The following is a 25,015-nucleotide window of genomic DNA, read 5'->3' as shown; positions in this document are numbered from 1 at the left end:
AAGCGAAAGATACCCCAAGGTGCCCGCAAAAGTTACGGACACCCCGGAAGCTATCACTTTTTTACCGTCTATTATTCCACTACCGATGTATTCAATGAATCGTTGAGGGCCTCTGTTTTTTCCGCTGCGTTTGCATGCGTTACTTCTTTGTTAACAAATGCTCTACCCATGTTCTCAGCAGGAGTCCAGTAATTGCCCATGGCTGCTACGAACGGCTGGATAATAGCTGTGTTGTCGAAAGCCGCATTCTGCGCTGCTACGAGAGCGTCGCTCTGAAGTGCAGGTTCTGCCAAAAGCTCCGTATTACATGGAATGATGTTTCTCATTTCATAATGTGCCTTCTGTGCGTCCGCACTTCCCAAATAACTTGCAAGAGCAACTGCAACCTGCATATTATCGCTGTTAGGATTAACACCGATCGCCTTGGAACCCGCAAACGCCATCATCTGCTTTTCTTCGCCGTTAATTGTAATCGTAGGAAGTTCTCTTGCCCCGAAGTTATCACCGAGAGCCTCTTTTACTGCCGCATAGTCCCAGGAACCTGAGAATTTTGCGGAGATGCTTCCGTCGCGTAAGCCTGCAAGTCCTGCACCGTCAGCGTCGTTTACAAAGTTCGGGTCAGCCGCCAAATCTACGAGATATTCCGTTACTGCAGTCGCTTTGTCGCCGCTAAAATCGATTCCCTGCGCTTCGTCGTTGCTATTTCCAAACAGAGTGCATCCGTTCGCCACATAGAAAGAAGCAATATACCATGAGTCGGTAAGAGGGAATGCAACCTTCGCTTTTGCGATCATCGTATCCAGGTTAGAGGCCTCTTCCTCAGAAAATACGCTCTTGTCATAGTACATAAACCATGTATTCGTTGTAAAAGGAACGCCGTAAACCGCTCCATCAAGGGATACAGAATCTACTATCGCCTGGGAATTTGTACTCTTAACATAGTTTTCCGTCTCGCCGCCCAATCTTGCAATAGCGTTCGAAGCGACTAATTCTGAAAGGTTATCGTTTGCAAACATATATACATCCGCCGCTGCTTCAACATCCTGCGTTACGGTAGCCTTCGCCTCGCCTTCCGCGCATACGCCATAGGTAAATGTGATATCCCAGTTCGGATGAAGTGCTGCGAACTGCTCACACATAGTAGGAAGCCAGTTACCGTTTTCTGCTGACTGATCCTCGGAAGGCCCCCATACGAGAATTTCAGCAGTAAGCGCTTCTTCCTCTTCTATTTCCGCTTCTTCTGCCGGGGCAGCCTCCTCCGCAGGTGCTTCTTCTGTCGTCTCGGCCGGAGCCTCTGTCGTTGTAGCCGCCGTACTTCCGCAGCCTGCCAAAGATGCCACCATAGCAGCTGTCATGAACAATGCTAACATTTTCTTTTTCATTAATTTTCCTCTCCTTTTCTCTTTGACCTTGTCTCAATATTGTCTCAGGGCTCTCACCCTTATATATAAAATGTGCTTTGCACATCTTATACCAGATGTTATTACGTCGCTATTTCGCCTGCGGTTTCATCGCAAGTTGATGGCCGGATAGTAACATTCTAACGCCTATATATGGTAGATATGGTCCTTATCCACGTCCGCCGCTCTTCGCTTAAACAGTCGTGCCATACCCGCCAGCGCCAATTGCTCCCTACCGTAGAAGGGTGGTTCATCCTCGCTTCGTTTCCCAGCTTCAGAATATCCTGCATCTGTAAAATCACCACATCCGCAATGCTGGAATAAGCGAGCCTTATGAAGGCATCCGGAATCGCATCCTTGGAATCTATGTTTAGATATTCATATAAAAAAGCAAGCTCATATTCTGTCTTATCCCGATAGCTGCCTACAATTGTCTCATTATCGTGTGTCCCCGCATAAACGGCGGTATTTCTGTCTATGTAATTATGAGGAAGATATTCTGAAGAAATGTCTCCGCCGAAAGCGAACTGCAGTACCTTCATTCCGGGCCATTCCATCTTCTCCCGCATCTTTTTGACTGCTGGTACACAGGGTCCCAGGTCCTCTACCATAATCTTGCATTCGCCCGATTCTTCTTCCATAATGTCTAAGAATTTCTTTCCCGGACCTTTTTCCCACTTTCCATCCTTCACACCGCCTTTTTCAAAGGGAATGCTATAATATTTCAAAAGACCGCTGAAATTATCGATCCGCATTGCATCGTACAGTCTGGCATTCTCCTTCATCCGCATACGCCACCAGCAAAAGCTTTCTTTCTCTATCCGCTTCCAGTCATACAGCGGGTTTCCCCATTTCTGACCGTCTGCGGAATATGCGTCCGGCGGACAGCCTGCCACCCTGTCCGGCATTCCATCCGGGCCTAGTTGAAACATTTCTCTATGCCCCCATACATCTGCACTGTCCAAAGCCACATAAAGAGGGACATCTCCGATTATCTCGATCCCTCTGCTGTTGGCATAAGACTTAAACCGGCTCCACTGGATAAAAAATTTGTATTGACAGAATTTCCAGAAGCCTGTTTTTTCTTCGTTCTTACGCTTATAAGCTGAAACCGCCTTGGCCTCATGCTCTCGAAGTTCCTTGTGGAAACTTAGCCACTCCTTGCCCTCAGACTCCGACTTTATCGCCATAAAGAGGCTGTAATCCTCCAACCATTCCTTTTTCTCCTCACAAAAGGAAAGAAAATCCGTATTCTTTCTGTCAAAGCGGCCATAGGCCTGCTCCAGCACCCTGAATCTGTTGTTATATAAAACGGCATAATTGATATCATGCTCGTCACTTCCCCAGTTGTAACTTCTGATTTCTTCTCTTTTCAAAAGACCGTCTTTTACCAAATCATCCAAATCTATCATATATGGATTGCCCGCAAAGGCGGAAAAGGATTGATAAGGACTGTCACCGAAGCTTGTAGGACCAATCGGCAATACCTGCCAATACCGCTGTTTCAAATCCACCAGCAAATCCACAAACCGGAAAGCTTCCTCCCCCAATGTCCCTATTCCATATGCTGAAGGCAAACTTGTAATCGATAACAGGATTCCAGCTCCTCTTGTAAATCTTTTTTTACCCATTGCCTTTGCCTCCATCCCTATAGGTATGTTTTTAATTTTTCGTAAAGTTTCGTATCTGACATGAATTTATCACTTTTATAACAGCTTTGTCAATGATTATAATAGTTTTATTATAATTTTTGACAATTTTACTGATTTCAACTTATGTTTTTTGTTAATTATTTTTTTGTTCTATAGAAAATATTCGAAAAAATAATATGACTTGAAATCATTTTGTTTTACTTATATACTGTTTATAGGAATCTAAGACAATAAAAAGAATAAAAAACGATGCAAAAAAGATTAGCTTGAAAATTATAAAGTGACAGACAACAGAAAAGGAAACCTTATGGCAACGATTAAAGATATTGCAAATAAACTGGGGATATCCGTCAGTACCGTATCGAAGGGCTTGAACGGAGCCAGCGACATCAGCGAGGCTTTGCGGCAGACCGTCCTTGATACGGCAGTGGAAATCGGATATACTACGAAGAAAATGAAAAAAGAAGAACACAAAAAACTTTGTGTTTTTATTGAGAATATGGATTATGAGACGAACAACCAGTTCGGTTATGAAATTATCTTAGGCTTTAAGCAGGCGGCATACCGGGACAAATGGGACATTACCGTACTTCCCATCAATCCCACTTTTCAGATGCAGGAAAAATATGACACCTACATGCTGAAAAACGGCTATCGCGGCGGCTTTCTTCTTGGTTTTTCTCTTCAGGATAATTGGATGGGCCAGCTTAACTCCACCACGATTCCCACCGTACTCTTCGATAACTATATAAGAAAGAATCCCAACGTGGCTTATGTGGGAACGGACAGCTTTGAAGGCATCGATATCGCCATGGAACATTTAATTTCCTTAGGTCATAAGAACATCGCCTTTTTGAATGGCTCTCCCAACTCCATGGTCTCTGAGCAACGTATGCAGGCATACTTGGACAGTCTTGCTTCTCATAACCTTCCCTTCAACGAGAAGCTGACCGCATATGGCTATTACGTTGCCGAGAGTGCAAAATATCATATCCCGTCCTTCCTTGCGCAAGGTGCTACCGCCATCCTCTGCGGAAACGATTTAATCGCTTCCGGTGTCATCATGGAATGCAGTATGCATGGCTTTCGTGTTCCTGAGGACATCAGCGTTATCGGCTTCGATGATTTGCCGATTTCAGCCCACTTGGACCCTCCCCTTACTACTATAAGGCAGAACAGGGCAGAACTTGGAAAATGCGGCTATTTCGCGCTGAACGGGTTGATCAACCACGTTTCCATCAGCCGCACAATGCTCCACGCCCAATACATCGAAAGAGCCTCTACGGCTCCCGCGAAAGAGTATAAAAAAACGGTCTGATTTTTGCAAAATATGTCTTGCTATCAAATAATCCTTATGCTATAATATGATTCGGCGGTCTAAAAAGGCCGGACATAGGGGCATAGTTCAAGGGTAGAACAGTGGTCTCCAAAACCATCGATGTGGGTTCGATTCCTACTGCCCCTGCTCTTTAAAAAAGTCCTGGATTATCGTATTTATACGGTATTCCAGGACTTTTTATATTCATGATATTTAACATATGGAACTTCGAATCATTAGTCAACCAAAGGGCACATTTACAAAGAATGAGTTGAAAATGTGGAAAGTAATAAAATGCGCACGGGAAACGCTTTCCTTTCTTGACAAACTCAAATAATAGAGTTATTCTATGTTTAATTAAGGAAATCCTTAATTAAACTTATGCAGATGGAAGAAGGAGGATGTTCTATGGATTTTATCCAGACATTGCATATAATCACAGACCCCACCAGATATCAGATCCTTCGTCTGTTAATGGAACGTCATTACTGCGTCCGGGCGATTTCCAAAAAACTTGCAATCAGCGAACCTGCTGTCTCTCAGCAAATGAACATTCTAAAAAAAACCGGTATTATAACAGGATCAAAAATGGGATATCATATGCATTATCTTGTAAATATTGATTTCATGAAACAAATACTCGAACAATTTAATAAAGAGATTAATTCTGTCAAAACAGAAGAAACCCTTACGACGAAATGTATATGTGAATACGAATGTGACAGAAAGTATTAAATACAATCAATAATAGGAAATCTAAAATGGACAAAGAATATCTAATCAACAATAAACCTGCCAGGGCACTGGCTCTGTTTACCTTGCCTATGATCATAGGTAATTTATTTCAGCAATTTTATACTATGGCCGATTCAATCATTGTCGGCCGTTTTGTAAGCGAGGATGCTCTTGCAGCAATTGGCGCTTCCTATTCTTTCACCAACGTATTTATTTGTATTGCCATAGGAGGCGGCGTGGGAGCTACTGTTATCACAAGTCATTATTTAGGAGCGGGGAATTATAAAAAAATGATACAGTCTGCTTCCACGGCACTGATATCATTTTTATTATTAAGCGTTGTCTTAGCTGCATTGGGACTAATCTTTGGCCGTACCTTTATGATTTATTTAAACACCCCTGAAAACATACTCGATATGGCTTCTGACTATCTTGCAATTTATTTCTGGGGACTTCCATTTTTATTTATGTATAATATAATTTCCGCTATATTTAACGCCATTGGTAAATCTCGGATTCCTTTGTACCTTTTGATTTTCTCCTCTCTATTTAATATTGGACTGTCAGTTTTTATGGTATATTATATGGAGCTTGGCGTAAAAGGTGCTGCATGGGCGACCTTTATAGCGCAAGGTGTATCTGTTGTACTTTCCTTTATTCTGCTGATTCAGGAATTCAAAAAATACTCTTCCTATCTCGAAACTGCTTTTGACACATCCGCCCTTACTGAAATGTCAAAGGTAGCGTTACCATCCATTCTGCAGCAATCGACTGTAGCTATCGGTATGCTTTTGGTTCAATCGGTGGTAAACAGTTTCGGCAGTGAAGTACTGGCTGGATTTTCCTCCGCTATGAGGGTGGAAAGTATTTGCATTGTTCCTATGGCAGCCATAGGAAATGCCATGTCGTCCTACACTGCACAGAATCTGGGCGCCGGAAAACAGGATCGTGTTAGAAAAGGATATCATGTGGTAAACGGATATATCCTATTATTTGCTGTTGTTATCTGCATCATACTGGAAAACTTCCATACGCCCATTGTCGGATTATTTCTGGGAAGCGGCGGAACCCATCTGGCATTTCAGACCGGAACCGGCTATTTGCGCTTTATGGGTTTCTTTTACATCTTATTGGGATTAAAGATGAGTACCGATGGACTGCTTCGAGGAGCTGCCGACATGAAAATGTTTACCATTGCAAATTTGGCAAACTTATCACTCCGGGTCATTATTGCACTTACTATGTCTCCACATTTTGGTATTTCAATGGTGTGGTATGCTGTTCCCATTGGTTGGATGACCAACTTAGCAATCTCTTACTCGCAGTACCGCACCGGAAAATGGAAAACATTTTAGTTATCAACTATATTTATTTCTATCGTGTCACCTTCCTGGATGTCTTCCGCGAACCATCTGCGTGCGATATCAATGAAAGAACATGGTTCTTTATCAATTGAGCATGTTACTATTCTATTTTCGATTCTGACTATTGTTATTTTCATATACTACCCTCATCATAAGTTTATTTTCCCCTCTAGTAAAAATAATAGCAAATACTATTATTTTTTTCTATGTTTATTTATACTAGAAAAACTGTTATTCTTATTAAAAAATTTATGACAATGTCTTTCCAACCTTGTCCAGGCTGCTCAGCAGACGAATTACTCAATCCTGTTTTGTATCCGATAATCGGTCTTTGGGATTGCCACAGGGTATCATCACTTTTTCGTACTTATAATGGCCTGCGTCTACAATCATGCGGCACATGGTGAGCTCCAGATTAAAACGTCGTTTACCGCAGCTTCCCGGATTAAGAAGCAGCACTTCGTCAGTAACTTCTGCGGAATATTTATGGGAATGTCCATAGATTACCACGTCCACATTTGCCAAATATTGGGGAATATCCTTCTTGTTATGAACAATAAAGAATCTCACTCCTTCAATAGTGACAGTAATGCTCTTAGGCAGAGCTTCCGCCCAGTCCCCGTCGTTGTTACCGCGCACCGCATAGGTCTTTCCGAGCTGTCTTATAGACTCGATAACATATGGCGTGTTGATATCTCCGGCGTGGATGACACAATCAGCTGCAGCCAGCTCAGCCATGACATGTTCGAGTAGCAGGCCATGAGTATCGGCCAGAATTGCAATATGTTTCATATGCTCCTCTTTCTTTATTTTATTACCATCGATTGCAAGGTCATACTTATTTTTCACAATGTCATAACATATCATTCGTGGTCATCTATAATCCTCTGTTTTTTTTAATTAATTTTGATATATTATAATTTTTTTCTTGCTTTCTATTTTTTTCTGTGCTATAATACAAAAATATTCTAATGAGGTTTTGATTTCACATATTTTTTGTAAGTCATTATTGTGATGATTTATGAAAGGTATGTGATTTTTTTGATTTTATAAAATATGATTAATTTTTAAGGAGGTATCTTTCATGAATAATAGTACGGCAAAATGGCTTGACTCGCAAAAAGGTGCTGGTTTCATCTCGGACGTTCAGGATGATAATGACTTCGTACAATATAAAACAATAGACGAAGGTCAATCTGTAATATTTGATTTGATGTTGCAAAAAGTACTCATGGACTACAAGCAATCGATGTTAGCCTTGCATAAGTAGTATTTGAAAAGATCACTTTATAAGTGGTCTTTTTTAGTGTAATAGGAAAGTTCTCCTATTACATAAAAATGGATGCGCAGCTATGAGCGCGGAACAAAAGTTGTACTGTTAAGGTATTTGACTGCGGGAGTGCGCGAAGCACACTTTTGTTCTTGCTTCTATATGAAAAACAATGATTAAGAATTTGACAAGGATTTGTTTAATTGCCGGAAAAGATTATTCCTATTTTATTTGTTATATTGATACTAGAAGAAATATGAAAGGAACAATATATGAATAGATTACTTTTACAAACCAAACAATTATGTAAGACGTTTTCATCGGATGGGCAACAGCAGCATGTCCTCTGTAATTTAGATATCGATATTTATGAAGGTGATTTTACCATTATAATGGGAAGCTCAGGCTCAGGTAAGACTACTCTTTTATACGCATTATCCGGGATGGACACTCCTACCCTTGGCAAGATTATTTTTCAAGGTACTGAAATCCAGAAGTTTAGCAGCGATGAGCTAGCTAACTTCAGAAAAAAACATTGCGGATTTGTATTTCAAAACATCTATCTTCTGGAAAATATGAGCATTTTGGATAATGTTCTCACTGCCGGATATCTTGTAAACAATAACAAGCCCGCAATTATCAAACGTGCGAAGGAGCTTTTTCTTCAGGTTGGATTAACAGAAGAAATATGGAGTAAATTTCCTACCCAATTATCCGGCGGCGAAAGGCAGCGTGCCGCTCTTATCCGCTCTTTAATCAATGAGCCCGACATCCTATTTGCGGATGAACCTACCGGAGCACTCAATTCTTCCTCGGGCAAAGATGTCCTGGATATTCTGACAAAAGTAAATCAAAACGGCCAGAGTATTGTAATGGTAACACACGATATAAAAGCTGCCATCAGGGCTGACCGTATCATTTACCTGATGGATGGTAAGGTATGCGGAGAACTTCATCTGAATAAATATTCGGAGGCGGATATGGAAGATCGCTTTAAGAAAGCCCGGGATTTCCTTCAGGAGAACAATTGGTAAAGGAGAAGCTTTAATGATTTCATTACATTTAGCACTTACAAATTTGAAACGAAGGCATAGTGGTGTCATTTCATTCGCCATTATCGTGATGATCGCATCCTGCTTTTTTAACATGGTACTATCAACCGGAGAAGTTAACTCCTCTTTTGAGTCTCAAAGCGAGAAGTTAAATGGAACTGATTGCTATATTCTTTTTTCAGCCAATATGTATTATGAAGATTTTGCAATCTTTCTGGAAGCAAAAGAACATGTTACCGGCGTAAATGCCGAAGATATCATCTCATTTTCCGGTAAATACTACTCACCTAATACCAGCAGCCCCAGTCCCGCATCCTTGTTCATTCAAAATATAAATACAGAACGTTCTATTTCCCGGATCGATATTTGGGATCCCCAGGAAAATAAAAGCGGGCTATACTTACCTATCGCTTTTCAGGCTCTTGGTTATAAAATCGGTTCCTCCTTCATATTAAGAGATTCATCTGAACACGAATATACATATGAAATACTAGGCTTTTGTAATGTATCGGAGTTTGGCGCTGCTACCAATCTTTTGCAAACAAGAATTGTTGCTACGGCTGATGTTTTCCATGAGTTATCTTTTAATTTTGGAACTAAAACATTGCTGAACTTCACAGTGGATGATAATAATGCTCTGCGTTACGAATCTCAACTGGTTGACTATGCTTCAGCATATACCAGAAATACCCAATGTATAGAAATGGCGGCCTCCCGCACTGATTTTTCAGCCGCATTTACCTTATTCGCTTCTATTATTTCGACCATTATTATTACATTTTCAGGAGTGATTTTTATGGTTGCTCTTATTATGGCAATTTATAGAATCAAATCCGGTATTAATGAGAACCTTACCATAATCGGCACTTTGAAAGCATTAGGCTACACAAGCAGGCAAATTGCCTTAGGCCATGTCTTCGAATACATGATCATCTGTTTTATCAGCAGCATCATAGGAACCTTGTTTTCCTATGCCTGTGCGCCGTTATATCATAGAATACTTATATTAATCACTGGTGTATCTATTAAAAATACTAGTCACATAAGTTTGGACATGATGATAATCCTGATTATCACGCTATTGATTGGCCTAGTCGTTTATCTTTCCACCACGGGAGTAAAAAAAATGCCTGTTGCCGTTATACTCCGAGGTGGGCTTCTATCTCACAATATTAAAACAAATGCTGTAGAGCTAGAACACGCAAAAGGTTCCATTCATCGGATACTCTGTTTGAAACATTTGATTATGTTTAAAAAACAGAATATATCTATCTGTATAATCATTGCTATCGTAAGCTTTACATTATGCTTTGGCTTCATACTGTTTGAAGGCTTCGGAATCAATGATACTTTTATAAAAAATATACTTGACAGCGAATTAACAGAAGCCAATATTACACTCGATAATCATGCGGACATAGAAGAAATTTCCCGGATTATAAACAGTAATGAAAATATTAAAAAAATTATAAGAATAGGTTTTGAAGGCGTAACAATTAACAATACATCCTACAACGCACGTGTCTTTGATAATTTTGAAAATCTGGAATCCATTAAAATTGCTGACGGAAGTTTTCCTGTTAATGATAATGAAATTGCCCTTTCCATTTACGTCGCAAATTTGTTAAACAAAAGCATTGGAGATGTCATAACGTTAAATTCCATCGGCATTAAAGCAGACTATATCATCTCAGGTATTACCTCCTCAACCATGTCTTATAATACTTTTTTAACCGAGGATGGCTTTAAGCGGCTATATGCCGCCTATGCTCCCAGCACAATATGTGCTTATCTCGATAAAGGCTATACCTATGAACAGTTCGCCGATTTTATATTTAACAAATTCGGATACACCCAGAGTCAGCTTTTATCCGGAAACATGCTTAATGACACCAATAATAAATATTCTTCAATAAAAAATACGATCGATTCAAAAATGATCCGACTAAAACAAAATTATAATATTAACAGCATGGAATACGCATTGAATATAGACGGCAATACGGTCTTAAGCAGCGGTACCGCTGCTTATCCCATTAAGGACGTGTACTCAAATGCCACTTTGCTGGCAGGTTATCTTAATATTTTTAAACTGGCATTTGGACTCCTGGCAACTTTCATCCTGGTAATTACATTGATCATTATCTTTGTTGTACTTTCTATTATGGTAAAACAGACTGTGAATATCAAAAAGCTCGAGTTTGGTATATTGAAATCTTTAGGTTTTACCACCGGCGAATTAAGAAAGCAGCTTACCTTTTGCCTGCTGCCTTCTGCTATTGTTGGTGCTTCCCTGGGCTCCTCTATTGCTTATGGAACAACATTGCCTTTTGTAACAAAACTATTTTCTCTTATAGGCTGGCGCGGCTTCCAATATGAATCTCCCTCAATCATCACATTACTATCCGCTGCCATAATCATAATCGTATTTACATATATGATGTCCTATTTACTTACCTCAAGAATTAAACGGATCTCTGCTTATGAGCTGATTGAAAATTAGAAGGAGAAACTATTTATGAAAAAACTATATTTACAAGCCTTTATAAGCCTTTTTTCTCTTCTTATTGGTTTTATGCTGCTGTCTATTCCATCATCCGCCCAGAACAGCAAGGATAACGCTCCCGCAACGGAACCTACGGCTCCTGAAGCTCTTCTTACTGCGGAAAATAAAATATACGGTATAGGTTCTATCAGCAAAACAGTTACTGCAACCGCAATTTTAAAGCTGGCGGACCAGGGACTTATTGAATTAGACTCTCCCGTATCGGGATACCTTCCGCAATTTACGATGCCGGATGAACGCTATAAAAAAATCACCGTCCGCATGCTGCTTAATCATTCTTCCGGTCTTCTTGGGTCTTTATATTCGAATTCCGATTTATACGGCTGCATTGACAATTCCAATCACGATCGTATTCTCGAACATCTAAGCACTCAGCGCTTAAAGGCCGATCCCGGCGAGTACTCAGTATACAGTAATGACTCTTTTCAATTGGCAGAGCTTATTATCGAGGCAGTAAGCGGTCTTTCGTATACGGATTACATTACCAGGCATATAATGGACCCTTTGGGTGCCAATGATACCATAACCATGCATTCTGATCTTGACAAGTCCGATATAGCCGATACCTACAAAAATAATCGGCTTATGCCGACTGTAATGACAACAACTCTCGGTGACGGAGGAATCCTCTCAACTGCAGCAGACTTATGTACTTTCTCGACTATATTTATGAAAGATCACCATTCCATACTAAGCGGTGCCAGTGTAGCGGAATCAATAAAGGAACAGGCCGCCGGTCCTCACATTTATGATGGCAATTATGGTCTTGGATGGGATGAGGTAAATGCATATCCATTTAACACATACGATATTAAAGCAGTAAAAAAAGGCGGCGATACGGATAATTACCACGCAATGCTTACCGTCCTTCCTGATTACAACATGTCCGCTGCTGTTGTATCCTCAGGGGGAAGCAGCGCTTATGCTTCACTTTTATCGAATGAATTACTGTTAAGTGCATTAAACTCAACCATTGACCTCCAAGAATCCGCACAGGAAACCTCATTCTCAGGAGAAGCCGCTGCCATCCCTGATGAATATCTTGAATTTACAGGTTTATACAATGGTACCGCTTCCTTTGCCCTTGACTATAAAAATAACAAGATGTATTTAACCTTATATTCCACTCCAGCCTTATCTAACAATAAAATAAAAAAGAGTTTTGAATTAACTTACCTGGATTCCGGTTATTTTGTCTGCAAGGATGATAACATATTAAATACTATTATGCCCGCCTCCCAGCGTTACATAACGGAAGGGTTCCGCCTTATCAAAAACGGTGATACGTATGCAGTACAAGCAGAATATTACGCAAAGTATTTCGGTGTATCCACAGACTTTTCCAGTTTGACGCTCGCTACTAAGCTTGATGACTTTCAGGCTGCCGGTCAAGCCAAAACAGCCTGGAAAAGCAGAAGTAACAAAAAATATTTTCTTCTTGACGAGCATTACGCCAGTGCAAGTTATATATCACAGCCATATATTGAGGGGGAAATTTTAGATAACAACGAGAATTATTTTGTGATAAACGGATCACTTTACGCTATAACCGGTAAAGATTCCCTCTCAAACGTTGGAAAGAAACGCGATATCGTAGATATAAATATTACTCCAAAGGATAAGATAGAGTATCTATCAGCTACCAGCGGATTTCAATATGTAGGAGAAGAATATCTATCTGATCTTAAATTAAATCAAACTTACACAATTCAAACAGGTGGCTTTACCCAATGGTATCGCATTGCCGGATCGATTGCCGGGACATACACCTCCATTGAGATATCGGGAGAAGGCAGCTATTTTATATATAATCAATACGGCGCGCTTATAGATTCCTCACTATTCATGAACGATACTATGACTTCGTATCTGATAGAAGACGGCTATATCGCTTTTGCCGGAAAACAAGAAACTGAATTCAAAATAAAATAAGAACGACTTTTCTATTACAAAAAGGGGCTGTCTGTCTCGACATCCCCTTTGTACCGTTTATACTAATTTCAATTCCAGCTCAGCAACAAATCCATCTTCTTCATTCCGAAAGGATACGCTGCCATCCATTTTCTTCATAAGCTCATTGACTATATATAGACCAAGTCCGCTGCCGTGCTTATTTTCCGTACCCTTAGCACGATAAAATTTCTCTTTTATCTTATGTATCTCTTCTTCTGCAACTCCATTTCCCCTATCTTTTATACTGATAAATAAGCTGTTGTCCAAGAGTTTACTTCCGATCCATATCTCGGTATCCGCATATTTATATGAATTATCAATAATATTATTAATAATCTGCTGCATTCGGACTTTGTCAGCCTTAACAATGCAGTCTTCAATCCTGCATTCGACGATTTTTTCCCTGCCGTCTGCAAGTTTGAACGTGTTAACGATATCACTGCTAAGAACCGAATCCATTGTTACTTTTAATTCTCCCAATTCCTCAAGCTGGCTGTTTAACAAATCTGCCGTCATCAGATTAATCTGCTCTGCCTTGGCGGATATGGATAAAATCTTAGCAAGCTGAGCTTCATCCTTAATAATTACGCTTAAGAATTCACATATGACCATAATAGACGTAATAGGTGTCTTAATATCATGACTGATAGACGCAATTAGTTCCATTTTGCTCTTTTCTATCTTTTCTGCTTTTTCTCTGGCATGTTTTAACTCCATACGCATGATATCGAAACTTTCAGTAAATATACCGAAAATATTTCTCCTATCCATCTTTAGATTTATTTCCAGGTTTCCTATCGCTATTTCTTTTGCAAACTCCTTCATTTCTTCAAATGGTCTTATTATTGAACGTTCGATATAGAAAGCTGATACTATACTGATTCCCCACATTGCAATCAAAACATAAGTCAGGATAAGGATTATCTGTATCTGGTAATTATACATGATGTCCTTATATGTTGGTGCAAGAACTACCGTACCAAGAACCTCATCATCTAAGATAATATTCTGCATGGCATTTGCTTCTTTCACTGCCTCAATCATCGTTTCCGCTTTATAACCATGACTGTAAACCAGTTCACCGTTCAAATTAAAAATTGCAAATTCTCCTGTATCCGGTTGCAGATCCAAATCTTCCAAATGTTCAAAGTTCTTACTTGCCTCGATAGTTATCCGATTAAGCGCCACGATATCATTACTGTATTCCAACTGTCTCCCGTTTATGATTATAATCCCCGCAACAGCGATTAATGTCACTATTATCATATTTACAAAGATATATTTTAGCTTCTTCATTTCAATATCATACCTTTACCTCGAATACATATCCTACACCCCAGATCGTCTTAATGTACTCCGGATTCTTCGGGTCCGGCTCAATTTTTTCACGAATACGCCTGATATGGACATTCAAAGTAACATCACTTACATAAGCATCCTCCCATACCTTCTCAAACAATTCCTCTTTTGAAATGACACGGTTGCAATTCCTGATCAGATATGTGAGCAATCGGAATTCCTGATTCTTAAATTTCACAGCCTCTCCATTTACACTGACCTGCCTGTAATTATAATCTATCTTAATATGCGGGGGAATCGGTGACTCTGTCTTTTCTTCCTTGCTCCTGTAAGTTTGGTAACGTTTTAGCATGGCCTTAGCCTTAGCCAGTAAAATATTTAAGGTAAATGGTTTTACAATATAGTCATCTCCTCCAATATTAAGCCCTGTTAATACGTCTCCTTCACTGTCTCTCGCGCTAATAAACAATATGGGAATATCTGATCTACTGCGTATTGTCTTACAAAACTCAAATCCGGAACGCTCATTCAAATTAATATCTAAAATAAGCAATGACACTTCATTTGTATCAAAAAAACGCAGTCCTTCCTCATATTCTGTGACATATGAAGTCTTAATACCAAACATTTCAAAATATTCCGCCGAGGTTTTGGCAATATCCAATTCATCATCTATAATTAAGCAATCATATTTCATGTTTACGTATCCTCAAAGATATGTGTTCTTAACTTTTTAACAGTTATAATACTTTTATATCCTATTATAGATAGTACCAAGAAATAAATGAAAAAGCAATTAATACCTGATTTCTACTGCCGCAGTCCGGTATACCAGAACCGCCTCCGGTAGATCACCGTTCTGATTAACCACTCAAGAGGCATTGTTACCCATAATCCTATGATTCCCATTCCTATTGGAACCGTAAGTATATATCCAGCAAATACCCTCACTACCCACATGATAATCAATGAACTTAAAGAGCAGAACATGGAGTCCCCGCCTGCTCGTAATATGCACGGCATAATTCCCGATACCGGCCAAAACAAAATAAGAGGAATAACCATCAAGTATATCAATTGCTGAATTAATATGACGGTATTCTCAGGTGCCTGGTATAGTTTGAGAATAACAGGCATCAGCGGAATAAATATCGCCAGCGATATGATAATAACAAACTGTCCCAATGCGCAGAAACTCTTTCCATACTTTCTGGCATCATCACCTTTTCCTGCCCCGAGACATTGTCCTACCACTGTCATGGAAAGTGTTCCGACAGCCATTCCTGCGGCATAAACAATACTGAGAAAAGAATTTGCCACCGCATACGCGGATATATATACCGTGCCCATCGACACAAGAAAGATCTGGACAATCATACTGCTGCCGTTAAAAAAGATTTGTTCCAATGCATATGGAGCTCCTATTCCAAATGTATTTTTTATTGTTGATTCTTCCATCTTGAAAAAGTAGCGGAGAGGAATTCTCAACGTTCCCCTTTTTCTTACTAACAAATAGATTCCGGCCGCACCGCCGGCCGCTCTTGCAATAATAAGAGACAACGCTGTCCCTACAATATCCATATGCAAGATATTGAGAAACAGGAAACTGAGGAAAAGATGCAGCAGATTTACCATTACAGTCAGCTTAAGACATGTTTTCGTCTCTCCAATTCCTCTGAAGACAGAAAATGCTCCAAGATAAGCAGCCAGAAAAACCATAGATAACGAAACTCCTGCGAGATATTTCGCAGCTTTGCTGACAATAACCGGATCAGCGCCAATAAACAATATTTGTACAATATGTTTTGTACTGAGCAGAATCAAAAGGCTTATAAAAAAAGAGGCTACCACAACTATCCCCACCACCTGTCCGGCTGTTCTCTGTATTTTTTCCTTTTCCCCCAGTCCGGCATACCGGGCTGTAAGAATTGTTCCGCCTGTGGCCAGTGCGCTAATTACCGCATAGATTATTATTGCTATGGGATTCACCAGACTTACTGCCGCTACCGACTCCTGACTGGAAGTACTGATCATCGCAGTTGTCAGAATACCGATAGCATTGATAAAAAAGGCATCTAAAATAATTGGAAGCAGCATATTAAGCACCTCTCGATACGTAAACAAACTACTTCCAAATTGTTTCTCCAGAAAATTACTAATTATCATTTTCCAACGATTCATTATTCTTCTTTCACCTATGTCTGACTCGACTCCTTTAGGAATTCCATTACCATAAATTATTATCTAAAATAAACCTGGTTAATTTCCATGCCATTTTTTCATGGGTGCGAACAGATGGGTGCATAGCTGTTCCATATCCATCCTCCCTGCACTGCATTTCCTGCATAAAGAAAACTACTTTTTCATCACCGGTTCTTTCCTTATAATAATTCACTGATTTTTTCACCGCATCGTTCAGCCTGTTTTCCATAACACCAATAGTACATATAATCTCTGCATTTCTATAATTCTGTCTTACCATATGTATGAATTCTGCATACTTAATAATAAACCGGCGCTTTTTGCCCGGATCATCCCGTATGTAACTCGCATCATTTGTTCCCAGATTAATCACTACAATTTCAGGCTGAAATCTGCCAAAGTTCCATTTTTCAGCCGGTTCCCAGTTCTTTCTGCGAGCCAGATACCAATCGCAATAATGGTATATCTCCGGCATCAATATATCTGTCAGCGGTTCCATGACCTCCGGTTCCACATAGCGGGAAATGATTCCGATTCCGCTGAAAGAAATCAATGTAAAGTCTGCCTGAAGGCTCCCGGCTGTCAATACCGCATACGACTTGGAAACATTTTCATCCGCAGTAGAAAACACACCGTCTTCTGTTCCTTCATTCCCATATCCGCAGGTAATGGAATCTCCGATAAATTCTATTCTTCTGTCCGAATAATCGGTAGGCTGAATGCATGCCGTGTCATCTGTAATCAAAACATTTATCGCTGAGGATGCATATTGGGCCTCCGTTATTTTCATTAATCTAACAATGACGGTTCTGGTTTCATGAAAATTGAAAATTTGATAGTCATGTATCCCATCTTTTAATGGAAAGACCAACTGACTGGAACCATTTATAAAAACAGCCATCATGCAGTTCTCTCTTTCTTTCACAAATTCTGAGAACATCCTGACGAGGAGCCTGGTACCAGTGAAAACAAACTCTATATATGCACCCGAATAGCACAAATACAGCATATCTTCTTTCCATTCATGACGTCCCATTATTTTTATTTTGTCATCGGATAGATTTATATTCATGCCTACTGTTCCTTATGTATAGCGTTGATGAAATGCCTGGTTATCTCTCTTGGCCGCGTGATTGCCGTTCCAACTACCGCCGCAAGTATTTTTTCCTCAAATACTCTTTGAAGCTGCTCCGTATTCCATATTCCGCCTTCAGCAATAACCGGTATCTTAAGCTCCCTTGTCATGCGGCGCAGCATATCGTAATTAGGGATCATACTATTACTGGTTTCCTTCGTATAACCGCACAGCGTCGTCCCTGCAATATCAAATCCAAGCCGTTGTGCCTGTGCGGCATCCTCAAAACAAGAACAATCTGCCATAAATAACATATCGGGATATTTCTCCATAACTTCGGCAAAAAAATGCTCCAGCGTTTCATTATGCGGCCTCAGCCTATTGGTTGCGTCCATGGCAATAATATCAGGAGCCGCTTCCATTAAGGAATCAATTTCTCTCATAGTTGGTGTAATATATACCTCTGAATCAGGATAATTTACCTTATACAATCCGATAACCGGTAACGATACTGCCTTTTTAATCGCCTTAACGTCCTGCGGTGAATTCGAGCGTATTGCCACCGCTCCTCCGTCCCTTGCTGCAACGGCCATTCTTGCCATCATATCAGCTCCATACAGAGGTTCCGTTTCCAATGCCTGACAGGAAACAATCAAACCTCCTTTGATTTTATGAAGTACTTCCATATTCTTCATATCCTCATCTCCTTATTTTATATAGATTGGATTGGTCCAAGCTTTTCTGCCCTTCCTATCCATACATTCTATTCTTACGTAGTGTTCTTTTCCTGTAAGCAGGTACTCACAATCTGTAAGGCTTTCACCGGCCTCTGCAATGAATGTGATACCGGAACCGACAAATCCGTCTGCTATAATATTAATTCTTTCTACGGGTTCACAAGAGAAAGAGATCTTACTGTCCCTGATTCCCCAGTCCTTAATAAGCGGTCCTGAAGAGGAATAATAATTTCCCTCCAGAATGGCCGAAACAATATCATCCTGATGCAGGCGTTTTGCATTTACCATGATGAAACCGCCAAAGGCATCATCGAAGATTCCTCCGTTATGGTTATCATCCGTTGCATTTGCTTTCTGTTTTATGCCCGCCCTTAGCATCTGGTCCCAACAACTGGTGATAAATCCCGTTCCGCTTTCATTTTCCGTATTGTAATTAAATATTTCCAGCAAATCGACGTCTTTCAGCCAATGTAATGTATTAATATCTATGCGCGACCATACCGGATGATTATAAGTAACAAAGCAGCCCTTGTTATGAAGCTCATCGATAATCATCTGAGCTGCCGCCGCCTCATCCCAGCTGCCATAAAATAAATACGGGCCATATTTTTCCATATGACCAAACAATGGCAGCGTTGCCCTCTCCTGCATTTGCGTTGTGCCAAGGATTCCATTTATATGGTGGACCTTGACGCAATCCATGTTTTCATCAAATAAAACTGCGGCTGCTTCCAATCCCGGTAATATGATAAAATCACCTGAATTCAGACTTTCGCGGTAATCCGTATAAAGATTATGGTCGCTCAGACATAAAAAGGAATATCCGTGTTTCATGAACTCTTCTTTTGCCGTCTGCGGACTGTAAATACCATCTGAATTGATCGTATGGCTGTGCAGATTTCCCTTATACCAGTTTCCCCTATCCGTAAATCCCTTTTGATCAATCATTTGAGATTTCCTCTATTCCAGCACTGAGACCAATTTCAAACATTCTTCTCCATGGCATATACACAAAATCTATCCATGTTTTCGATGCGATAGAAGAACAATAATCTTTCAGAAATTTTCTTAGCTCTTGCTCTACTATTTTCGAAACGGCCCCGTCTTTTTCTTTTACGTCAAAATAATCCATTCCAAGACCACTTAATTTTTCCGTTACGTTTTTTCGCACTACCGAGCAATAGCCTGCATCTTCAATATAGCGTTTCACAAGGAAATTGCGATGGTTATTGCTATTGCCAAAGTACAAGGCATCAACACCCTCCGCCAGTGCTGTGCCGATAGTGTTTGCCGATGTATTCCAGCCTGCATATCCCGCCACTTTCATCAGGAGCTGGTTGTTATCCATCATTTTGATGAATTCCAGATCCCCTCCATTCGCATATGCATTGTCCGCTATCGTTACGATCCTGTTTTCTGCCGTCCTGTCCTTGATAAAATCAATTAATTCCGCAAGATTTCTCTCCGTACGATATTCAGGCAGATTACATGGCTGAGCAGCCGCTTCTTTCATTGTTCCCGCCGGGGCAGTAAGAACCATTATTATATCTGCGGTTTCATAACAATCAGCCAGCTGGCACCCGGCCGATAGAATGTGATACTTTACGGTTCCTGAAAGTGTACTTCCTTCATAAAGAGGAATCACATTCTTTGCCATCTCACATGCATATTTTACGTACACCTTCGGTTTCTTCATTTCCGATTTATTGATCATGCGTGTCATTAATGTGAGTGCCACTTCATCCGCTCCAGGATACACAAGAATTCTATCCGACAAATTTCTTTTCTCAATTTCCGCACATATCTGATCCCTGTCCATTGCCGCATATCCATAGGTCGCCGAATCATCCTGCGGGATTACCAGAAAGTCAATGTATCCTTCTTTCAAGTATTTCAATATATGAAGATTCATCGCACGGTTAATCTCTCGTCTCCCAATATAATCATTCAAATATATCTGATTAATGTCAGGCATAATGCCCTGCATCCCATTTTCACCGCATAAGCCCAGCCTGCTTTTATGAACGATTTCACCGGTCAAATGAATCGTCTCTCCGCACTTATCATAATATTCCGGTTCTTCGTCGTCGCTTGAATAAGCAGGACATCTCATAATTACCTGAAAAGCAAATACAGTAAGACCGGGGTTTTTGTCCTTTATATGTTTGATCGTTTCCGCAGTCTGCTTTAATTTTTCAATTGTTTCATAATGGAGCCTGGACGGAATCAAACCTCCATACAACAGCATGTCGACAGAAAGAATCAGTCCGTCTGCATCCTTGCATTCTTCCTTTAAATATTCGGCAATTTCATCCACATTAGCCGGTTCTTTTTTATTTCCAAGCTTTGATGGGCGAACCAGGTTCAAATCATCATGGCGGAATAAATCAACCGGAAAATCATAATTACATGGTCTCTCATCCAAAGGAAGTAATACAATCTTTTTTTTCATCTCTACCACCATTCCTGCGTTTTACGCATATCATCTTCTTCATAATTCTTTATAACCACTACGGAAGGTTCGTACCGGTAAAAAATCAAATTGTCCATAAAAGTCTTTTAAAATTGTCCAGTCAATACAGACTCTTTCCGCTCCAAGTCTTCGGAGCTGCACCAAAGACTGTCTTAAAATATATTCTCCTGCGTGTCTGCCCCTGATACTGCGTGCGATTCCGACAGGACCTAATCCTCCCGTACCTCCCTCATGCACGGCAGTCATACAGTACCCCAAAATTGCGTCATCCGCTGCGCTTTTCATAATAATGATATTTTCAAGCTTTCCCGCATTCCCAAGATATGCTTTCGCTTCATATTCCCAGCGCCCGGGGAATTCCTCCTTCAGAAAATCCAATAATCCGGAAGAATCCTCCTTTTTCAAAATACCCGTAATAAATTCTTTTTCAAATTCCATAGTATCGAAATCATCTATTTTATTATTGTTTACTATATCTGCTTCCAGATCATAATGCTCATCCTTATTCAAAATAAAACCACATGAACGGAAAAACTCTTCATTTTCCCGTTTCGGAGACGGTATTCCCGAAAAAAGATTGGCGAAGTCCTGACCGATGTATATCTTACGTATCCCTTTTTCCCGCAGAATTTTCTCCGACATTTCATACAGGCATCTGCCCATTCCTCTTCTCCTGTATCCCGACCTTACCATCAGAAGGGTAATCCATGCCGTATCCGGATACAGTTTCTGGTCGTTCGAAGTCTTTACCGCTATGCAGCCTGCAGGTTCACCTGCAGCTTCATCCCTTATGAGCAGACTCGCCTCCTCGCAGAAATCAGGAGCATCAAAAACAGACTCATTCAGTTTACCCTCCTGAATCCAGAAGGCATGATCGAAACACTCCCGATAGAGTTTCATTATAATTTCCGTATCCTTCTTTTGAAGCAAGCTGATATTACCCATTTTCTGTCTCCTGTCTAATTTTCTATTTGTATATACTCCCACCAATCATTTTCTACCAGATAGGATAAATCAAAAAGCATGCATCCGTCAGACTTTATAAAGCACATATCAACCGCTTCTTTCATTCGCTTCAGATTATCCGCATATTGCTGCAGGAAGAGACTTCCTATTATGGGTCTTTCACCAAGCGTCACCTTATAGGCCATTTCCGCCGAACCCTCTACACTGTACCAATCTGCCGGCTTTTCATTTTCAGCCGCCTGCTCTTTGGTAACATCTTCATAATAAAATCCCGAAAGCAATTTATCCGCCTGTTCGATGTATCCTGTCCGGCTGTACTTTACCGGATCTGCCAACGGATATTCCATAGGAATGTATTTTTTTGATGCCCAGTTTGCGCCTACCTGATAATACAACGGATACCATGAGCCGGTATAATCCAGCAATTCCACTTTATTGCTGCATTCCTTTATCATTCTACTTACTTTTTCCATAAATGAATTAATAGTAAATGCCCGAAATTCTAAAAAGCTTCCGAAATATCTGCCATATTGAATCTGGATATCTTCTTTTGTCCTTTTCATAGTGTAAATATCCTCAGGCCATTGTATATCCGTAATCTTGCTGTACTCCAAAAATCTCTGTTTGGTAAACAGGCTGAAGTCGGAGCTTAAGCCCACATATCTCACACGATCCAGAACAACTCCGTCAATAGGATATTTTTCAGCGACTTCCTTTATCAGAGCGCATTCATAGGTACAGGTTTCCTGATTAGTCGGATTCACAAATATCTCTCCAAAATCATCAATACTGCCAATCGTATGAAGTGCAGAGGAATCTGTGACTTTCTGAATCACAGGCCTGTCCTCATCACTCAATCCATATACCTCCGTCATCCAGCCCTCATTTCTTAATCCAGGCATCTGCGAATGCGGATTTTTCCGGTTCCCTTCCGCAAATACATCAAATGCCGCATAACCTTTCATTCCAAGACTGTGAATAATATTGAGACAGTCTTCCAAATAATCCCTCTTGCCGAAAACGGAATCATAGAGGCTGTAATGGGGGGCATATACACTCTCAAATATGGCAAATCCTGTGGTATCTTTTACACTCAGGATCACCGATCCGATTCCTGAATTCACACAGTTTTCCATAGTACTTCTAAATTGGTTCCGGTCACTTATTATATTTTTGTTTGCCTGGATTTCTATCCAGACATAATAATTATCTTTCATATCCAATCACCCTTTTACAGCACCGCTTACTGCTTCTACATAGTTTTTCTGGCATATTATAAATACAATGATAACTGGTACGATAGAAATAATCGTTCCGGCAGCTATATATCCAAATTTATAATTAAAGGAACCGTTCAGATATTGCAATGCAGTTGCCAGAGGGTACTTTTGCGGATCCTGCAATACGATGATCGGCCAGAGGAACTCATTCCATTTACTGATAAAATCAAAAATCACAACGGTAGAGACCGAAGGCAGGATTCCAGGCATCATGATCTTCCACCAGATACGTATTTCTCCGGCACCGTCAATGCGCGCCGCTTCTATCAATTCTTTTGGAATAGCCATATATGACTGCCGCAAAAGAATAATGCTGAATACCTTAACGGCTCCCGGCAGAATCGCTCCGGCGTAGGTATTCAAAAGATGTACCTTAGCGATTATCAGATAATTGATAATCATTCCTGCAGCTGCCGGTATGATCATGGAAATCAATAAAGCCCCCATAATAATCTTTTTGCCCTTAAAGTCCATACAGGCCAGTGCATAAGCACATAGCGCCGAAAAAACAACATCCAATGCAATTGACGAGCAAGTAATGATCAGTGTATTCAGAATATATCTGGGAATATTCATGAACTCCACTACCCCTGCATAATTTGCGATGGTTGGATTCTCCGGAATAAAACTTAGGTCATATATGTTTTGTCCCGTTTTAAAAGAGGTGGACAGCATCCATAAAAAAGGGCCTGCACAAACAATAGCAAGCAAAATCAAGCCAAGGTAAATAAATACTTTTTTGGTGATCTTGTTTTTCTTTTTTGTAACAACGAGTTTACTCATCACTGTCATACCCCCTCTCCCTTTTTCCCATATATAAATACAACAATGCTTAAGATTGTAGTAATCACTGCCTGTACTGCACCGATTGCAGCCGCATACCCGAATTCAAAATCCTTAAATGCCTTTACATAAGAATAATAGTTAATGACATTGGTCGCATCATTGGGCCCTCCTTGCGTCAGCACATAGACCACATCAAATACGCCCACCGCAGAAATAACCGAATTCAAAGAACAGAACCAGATATAAGGTTTCAGCATAGGTATCTTAATCTTGATCAATGCCTGCAAGCTGTTAGCCCCGTCTACCCAGGATGCCTCTTCCAATTCTTTCGGCACAGACTGCAGCCCTCCCAGATAAAGCATCATGTAGTAGCCAAGCCCCTGCCAGATTGTAATAAACATAATGCAGAGCATAGCAGTTTTTGTACTTGCCAAAAATCCTAACGGCTTAGCAATGGCACCCATTTTCATCAGAAGCGTATTTATGGCTCCATTGGAGTTGAACAAAAACCCCCACATGATGGAAACGGCTACCATAGAAGTAACAACGGGAATATAGAGCAGCGTACGGAATAATGCAATACCGAACAGTTTCCTGTTCACCAGCAATGCCAGCAGGATAGATAGAATCTGAATCACCGGTACAATCACTACAAACAGTATGGAATTAAATAAGGCTTTACGGAATTCCTGATCTCCAAACAGCTTTATAAAATTGTCCAATCCCGTGAATTCTGTTTTTCCTAACACCGAGTAGTCAAAAAACATTAATGGAAGACTTCCGATAATAGGGACAAATACAAAAAAGATCAATAAGAACAACGCCGGTGCCATAAATAAATAGGCCTTTATAGTCTGTCTGTTCTTTTTTTTCATTTTAAACCTCCT

21 protein-coding genes and 1 tRNA gene are annotated in these 25,015 nt (G+C 40.3%); 8 read left to right on the top strand and 14 right to left on the bottom strand.

Annotated elements, in window-relative coordinates:
- Positions 1 to 71: 71 nt before the first annotated feature.
- Together V6984_RS08285 and malQ are read right to left on the bottom strand one after the other, a co-directional pair.
- Positions 72 to 1,382: an extracellular solute-binding protein gene (locus V6984_RS08285; protein WP_342759310.1), complete on the bottom strand. Its 1,311-nt coding sequence runs from the start codon at positions 1,380 to 1,382 to the stop codon at positions 72 to 74.
- Positions 1,383 to 1,540: 158 nt separating this feature from the next.
- Positions 1,541 to 3,031 (bottom strand): 4-alpha-glucanotransferase, encoded by a 1,491-nt coding sequence (gene malQ / locus V6984_RS08280; RefSeq protein ID WP_342759309.1) that lies wholly within the window; start codon positions 3,029 to 3,031, stop codon positions 1,541 to 1,543.
- Positions 3,032 to 3,359: 328 nt separating this feature from the next.
- Between malQ and V6984_RS08275 the strand changes: the two genes are divergently transcribed.
- The 4 genes from V6984_RS08275 to V6984_RS08260 all read left to right on the top strand — a co-directional run bounded on the left by V6984_RS08275 (position 3,360) and on the right by V6984_RS08260 (position 6,460).
- Positions 3,360 to 4,370 (top strand): LacI family DNA-binding transcriptional regulator, encoded by a 1,011-nt coding sequence (locus V6984_RS08275; protein ID WP_342759308.1) that lies wholly within the window; start codon positions 3,360 to 3,362, stop codon positions 4,368 to 4,370.
- A gap of 76 nt (positions 4,371 to 4,446) precedes the next feature.
- Positions 4,447 to 4,517: transfer RNA gene (locus V6984_RS08270), tRNA-Trp, on the top strand.
- Between the two features lie 261 nt (positions 4,518 to 4,778).
- Positions 4,779 to 5,105 (top strand): metalloregulator ArsR/SmtB family transcription factor, encoded by a 327-nt coding sequence (locus V6984_RS08265; protein ID WP_342759307.1) that lies wholly within the window; start codon positions 4,779 to 4,781, stop codon positions 5,103 to 5,105.
- A 26-nt stretch (positions 5,106 to 5,131) separates the two neighbouring features.
- On the top strand, positions 5,132 to 6,460 hold the full coding sequence (locus V6984_RS08260) for an MATE family efflux transporter (protein WP_342759305.1): 1,329 nt from the start codon (positions 5,132 to 5,134) through the stop codon (positions 6,458 to 6,460).
- Positions 6,461 to 6,769: 309 nt separating this feature from the next.
- Here V6984_RS08260 and V6984_RS08255 read toward each other — a convergent pair whose 3' ends face one another.
- The gene (locus V6984_RS08255) at positions 6,770 to 7,336 is read right to left on the bottom strand and encodes a metallophosphoesterase family protein (protein ID WP_342759304.1); all 567 of its coding nucleotides are present in this window, start codon (positions 7,334 to 7,336) and stop codon (positions 6,770 to 6,772) included.
- A gap of 217 nt (positions 7,337 to 7,553) precedes the next feature.
- Between V6984_RS08255 and V6984_RS08250 the strand changes: the two genes are divergently transcribed.
- The 4 genes from V6984_RS08250 (at position 7,554) to V6984_RS08235 (ending at position 13,289) form a co-directional block, all read left to right on the top strand.
- Complete coding sequence (locus tag V6984_RS08250; protein WP_342759303.1) at positions 7,554 to 7,739, top strand: cold-shock protein; 186 nt, start codon at positions 7,554 to 7,556, stop codon at positions 7,737 to 7,739.
- 272 nt (positions 7,740 to 8,011) lie between these two features.
- The gene (locus V6984_RS08245) at positions 8,012 to 8,773 is read left to right on the top strand and encodes an ABC transporter ATP-binding protein (protein ID WP_342759302.1); all 762 of its coding nucleotides are present in this window, start codon (positions 8,012 to 8,014) and stop codon (positions 8,771 to 8,773) included.
- Between the two features lie 13 nt (positions 8,774 to 8,786).
- Positions 8,787 to 11,294 carry an ABC transporter permease gene (locus tag V6984_RS08240; RefSeq protein WP_342759301.1) on the top strand — a complete coding sequence of 836 codons (2,508 nt, stop codon included), beginning with the start codon at positions 8,787 to 8,789 and terminating at the stop codon, positions 11,292 to 11,294.
- A 15-nt stretch (positions 11,295 to 11,309) separates the two neighbouring features.
- Complete coding sequence (locus V6984_RS08235) at positions 11,310 to 13,289, top strand: serine hydrolase domain-containing protein (protein WP_342759300.1); 1,980 nt, start codon at positions 11,310 to 11,312, stop codon at positions 13,287 to 13,289.
- 57 nt (positions 13,290 to 13,346) lie between these two features.
- Here V6984_RS08235 and V6984_RS08230 read toward each other — a convergent pair whose 3' ends face one another.
- The 11 genes from V6984_RS08230 to V6984_RS08180 all read right to left on the bottom strand — a co-directional run bounded on the left by V6984_RS08230 (position 13,347) and on the right by V6984_RS08180 (position 25,003).
- Positions 13,347 to 14,606, bottom strand: coding sequence for a HAMP domain-containing sensor histidine kinase (locus V6984_RS08230; protein WP_342759299.1), 1,260 nt, complete (start codon positions 14,604 to 14,606; stop codon positions 13,347 to 13,349).
- Positions 14,607 to 14,613: 7 nt separating this feature from the next.
- Positions 14,614 to 15,306, bottom strand: a complete 693-nt coding sequence (locus tag V6984_RS08225; RefSeq protein WP_342759298.1) for a response regulator transcription factor — start codon at positions 15,304 to 15,306, stop codon at positions 14,614 to 14,616.
- A gap of 113 nt (positions 15,307 to 15,419) precedes the next feature.
- Positions 15,420 to 16,790: an MATE family efflux transporter gene (locus tag V6984_RS08220; RefSeq protein WP_342759297.1), complete on the bottom strand. Its 1,371-nt coding sequence runs from the start codon at positions 16,788 to 16,790 to the stop codon at positions 15,420 to 15,422.
- 46 nt (positions 16,791 to 16,836) lie between these two features.
- On the bottom strand, positions 16,837 to 17,883 hold the full coding sequence (locus V6984_RS08215) for an SGNH/GDSL hydrolase family protein (RefSeq protein ID WP_342759296.1): 1,047 nt from the start codon (positions 17,881 to 17,883) through the stop codon (positions 16,837 to 16,839).
- 2 nt (positions 17,884 to 17,885) lie between these two features.
- Positions 17,886 to 18,581 (bottom strand): N-acetylmannosamine-6-phosphate 2-epimerase, encoded by a 696-nt coding sequence (locus tag V6984_RS08210; RefSeq protein WP_342759295.1) that lies wholly within the window; start codon positions 18,579 to 18,581, stop codon positions 17,886 to 17,888.
- 12 nt (positions 18,582 to 18,593) lie between these two features.
- Positions 18,594 to 19,571 (bottom strand): CehA/McbA family metallohydrolase, encoded by a 978-nt coding sequence (locus tag V6984_RS08205; RefSeq protein ID WP_342759294.1) that lies wholly within the window; start codon positions 19,569 to 19,571, stop codon positions 18,594 to 18,596.
- The gene (locus V6984_RS08200) at positions 19,564 to 21,075 is read right to left on the bottom strand and encodes a DUF4127 family protein (RefSeq protein WP_342759293.1); all 1,512 of its coding nucleotides are present in this window, start codon (positions 21,073 to 21,075) and stop codon (positions 19,564 to 19,566) included. Before V6984_RS08200 ends, V6984_RS08205 begins: the two co-directional genes overlap by 8 nt.
- A gap of 39 nt (positions 21,076 to 21,114) precedes the next feature.
- The gene (locus V6984_RS08195) at positions 21,115 to 22,041 is read right to left on the bottom strand and encodes a GNAT family N-acetyltransferase (protein WP_342759292.1); all 927 of its coding nucleotides are present in this window, start codon (positions 22,039 to 22,041) and stop codon (positions 21,115 to 21,117) included.
- Positions 22,042 to 22,055: 14 nt separating this feature from the next.
- Complete coding sequence (locus tag V6984_RS08190) at positions 22,056 to 23,279, bottom strand: alpha amylase family protein (protein WP_342759291.1); 1,224 nt, start codon at positions 23,277 to 23,279, stop codon at positions 22,056 to 22,058.
- Between the two features lie 6 nt (positions 23,280 to 23,285).
- Complete coding sequence (locus V6984_RS08185; RefSeq protein WP_342759290.1) at positions 23,286 to 24,134, bottom strand: carbohydrate ABC transporter permease; 849 nt, start codon at positions 24,132 to 24,134, stop codon at positions 23,286 to 23,288.
- Positions 24,131 to 25,003, bottom strand: coding sequence for a sugar ABC transporter permease (locus V6984_RS08180; protein ID WP_342759289.1), 873 nt, complete (start codon positions 25,001 to 25,003; stop codon positions 24,131 to 24,133). Before V6984_RS08180 ends, V6984_RS08185 begins: the two co-directional genes overlap by 4 nt.
- Positions 25,004 to 25,015: the final 12 nt, after the last annotated feature.

Source organism: Kineothrix sp. IPX-CK (assembly GCF_039134705.1).
Taxonomy (GTDB): Bacteria; Bacillota; Clostridia; order Lachnospirales; family Lachnospiraceae; genus Kineothrix; species Kineothrix sedimenti.
This window is presented reverse-complemented; position numbering and strand designations above follow the sequence as displayed.

Excerpts from the sequence above, each read along its gene's own strand:
- V6984_RS08220 (WP_342759297.1), bottom strand. The coding sequence starts at position 16,790 with ATGAATCGTTGGAAAATGATAATTAGTAATTTTCTGGAGAAACAATTT.
- malQ (WP_342759309.1), bottom strand. The coding sequence starts at position 3,031 with ATGGGTAAAAAAAGATTTACAAGAGGAGCTGGAATCCTGTTATCGATT.
- V6984_RS08285 (WP_342759310.1), bottom strand. The coding sequence starts at position 1,382 with ATGAAAAAGAAAATGTTAGCATTGTTCATGACAGCTGCTATGGTGGCA.
- V6984_RS08215 (WP_342759296.1), bottom strand. The coding sequence starts at position 17,883 with ATGAATATAAATCTATCCGATGACAAAATAAAAATAATGGGACGTCAT.
- V6984_RS08230 (WP_342759299.1), bottom strand. The coding sequence starts at position 14,606 with ATGAAGAAGCTAAAATATATCTTTGTAAATATGATAATAGTGACATTA.
- V6984_RS08260 (WP_342759305.1), top strand. The coding sequence starts at position 5,132 with ATGGACAAAGAATATCTAATCAACAATAAACCTGCCAGGGCACTGGCT.
- V6984_RS08225 (WP_342759298.1), bottom strand. The coding sequence starts at position 15,306 with ATGAAATATGATTGCTTAATTATAGATGATGAATTGGATATTGCCAAA.
- V6984_RS08275 (WP_342759308.1), top strand. The coding sequence starts at position 3,360 with ATGGCAACGATTAAAGATATTGCAAATAAACTGGGGATATCCGTCAGT.
- V6984_RS08205 (WP_342759294.1), bottom strand. The coding sequence starts at position 19,571 with ATGATTGATCAAAAGGGATTTACGGATAGGGGAAACTGGTATAAGGGA.
- V6984_RS08200 (WP_342759293.1), bottom strand. The coding sequence starts at position 21,075 with ATGAAAAAAAAGATTGTATTACTTCCTTTGGATGAGAGACCATGTAAT.
- V6984_RS08210 (WP_342759295.1), bottom strand. The coding sequence starts at position 18,581 with ATGAAGAATATGGAAGTACTTCATAAAATCAAAGGAGGTTTGATTGTT.
- V6984_RS08245 (WP_342759302.1), top strand. The coding sequence starts at position 8,012 with ATGAATAGATTACTTTTACAAACCAAACAATTATGTAAGACGTTTTCA.
- V6984_RS08185 (WP_342759290.1), bottom strand. The coding sequence starts at position 24,134 with ATGACAGTGATGAGTAAACTCGTTGTTACAAAAAAGAAAAACAAGATC.
- V6984_RS08255 (WP_342759304.1), bottom strand. The coding sequence starts at position 7,336 with ATGATATGTTATGACATTGTGAAAAATAAGTATGACCTTGCAATCGAT.
- V6984_RS08235 (WP_342759300.1), top strand. The coding sequence starts at position 11,310 with ATGAAAAAACTATATTTACAAGCCTTTATAAGCCTTTTTTCTCTTCTT.
- V6984_RS08195 (WP_342759292.1), bottom strand. The coding sequence starts at position 22,041 with ATGGGTAATATCAGCTTGCTTCAAAAGAAGGATACGGAAATTATAATG.
- V6984_RS08190 (WP_342759291.1), bottom strand. The coding sequence starts at position 23,279 with ATGAAAGATAATTATTATGTCTGGATAGAAATCCAGGCAAACAAAAAT.
- V6984_RS08240 (WP_342759301.1), top strand. The coding sequence starts at position 8,787 with ATGATTTCATTACATTTAGCACTTACAAATTTGAAACGAAGGCATAGT.
- V6984_RS08265 (WP_342759307.1), top strand. The coding sequence starts at position 4,779 with ATGGATTTTATCCAGACATTGCATATAATCACAGACCCCACCAGATAT.
- V6984_RS08180 (WP_342759289.1), bottom strand. The coding sequence starts at position 25,003 with ATGAAAAAAAAGAACAGACAGACTATAAAGGCCTATTTATTTATGGCA.
- V6984_RS08250 (WP_342759303.1), top strand. The coding sequence starts at position 7,554 with ATGAATAATAGTACGGCAAAATGGCTTGACTCGCAAAAAGGTGCTGGT.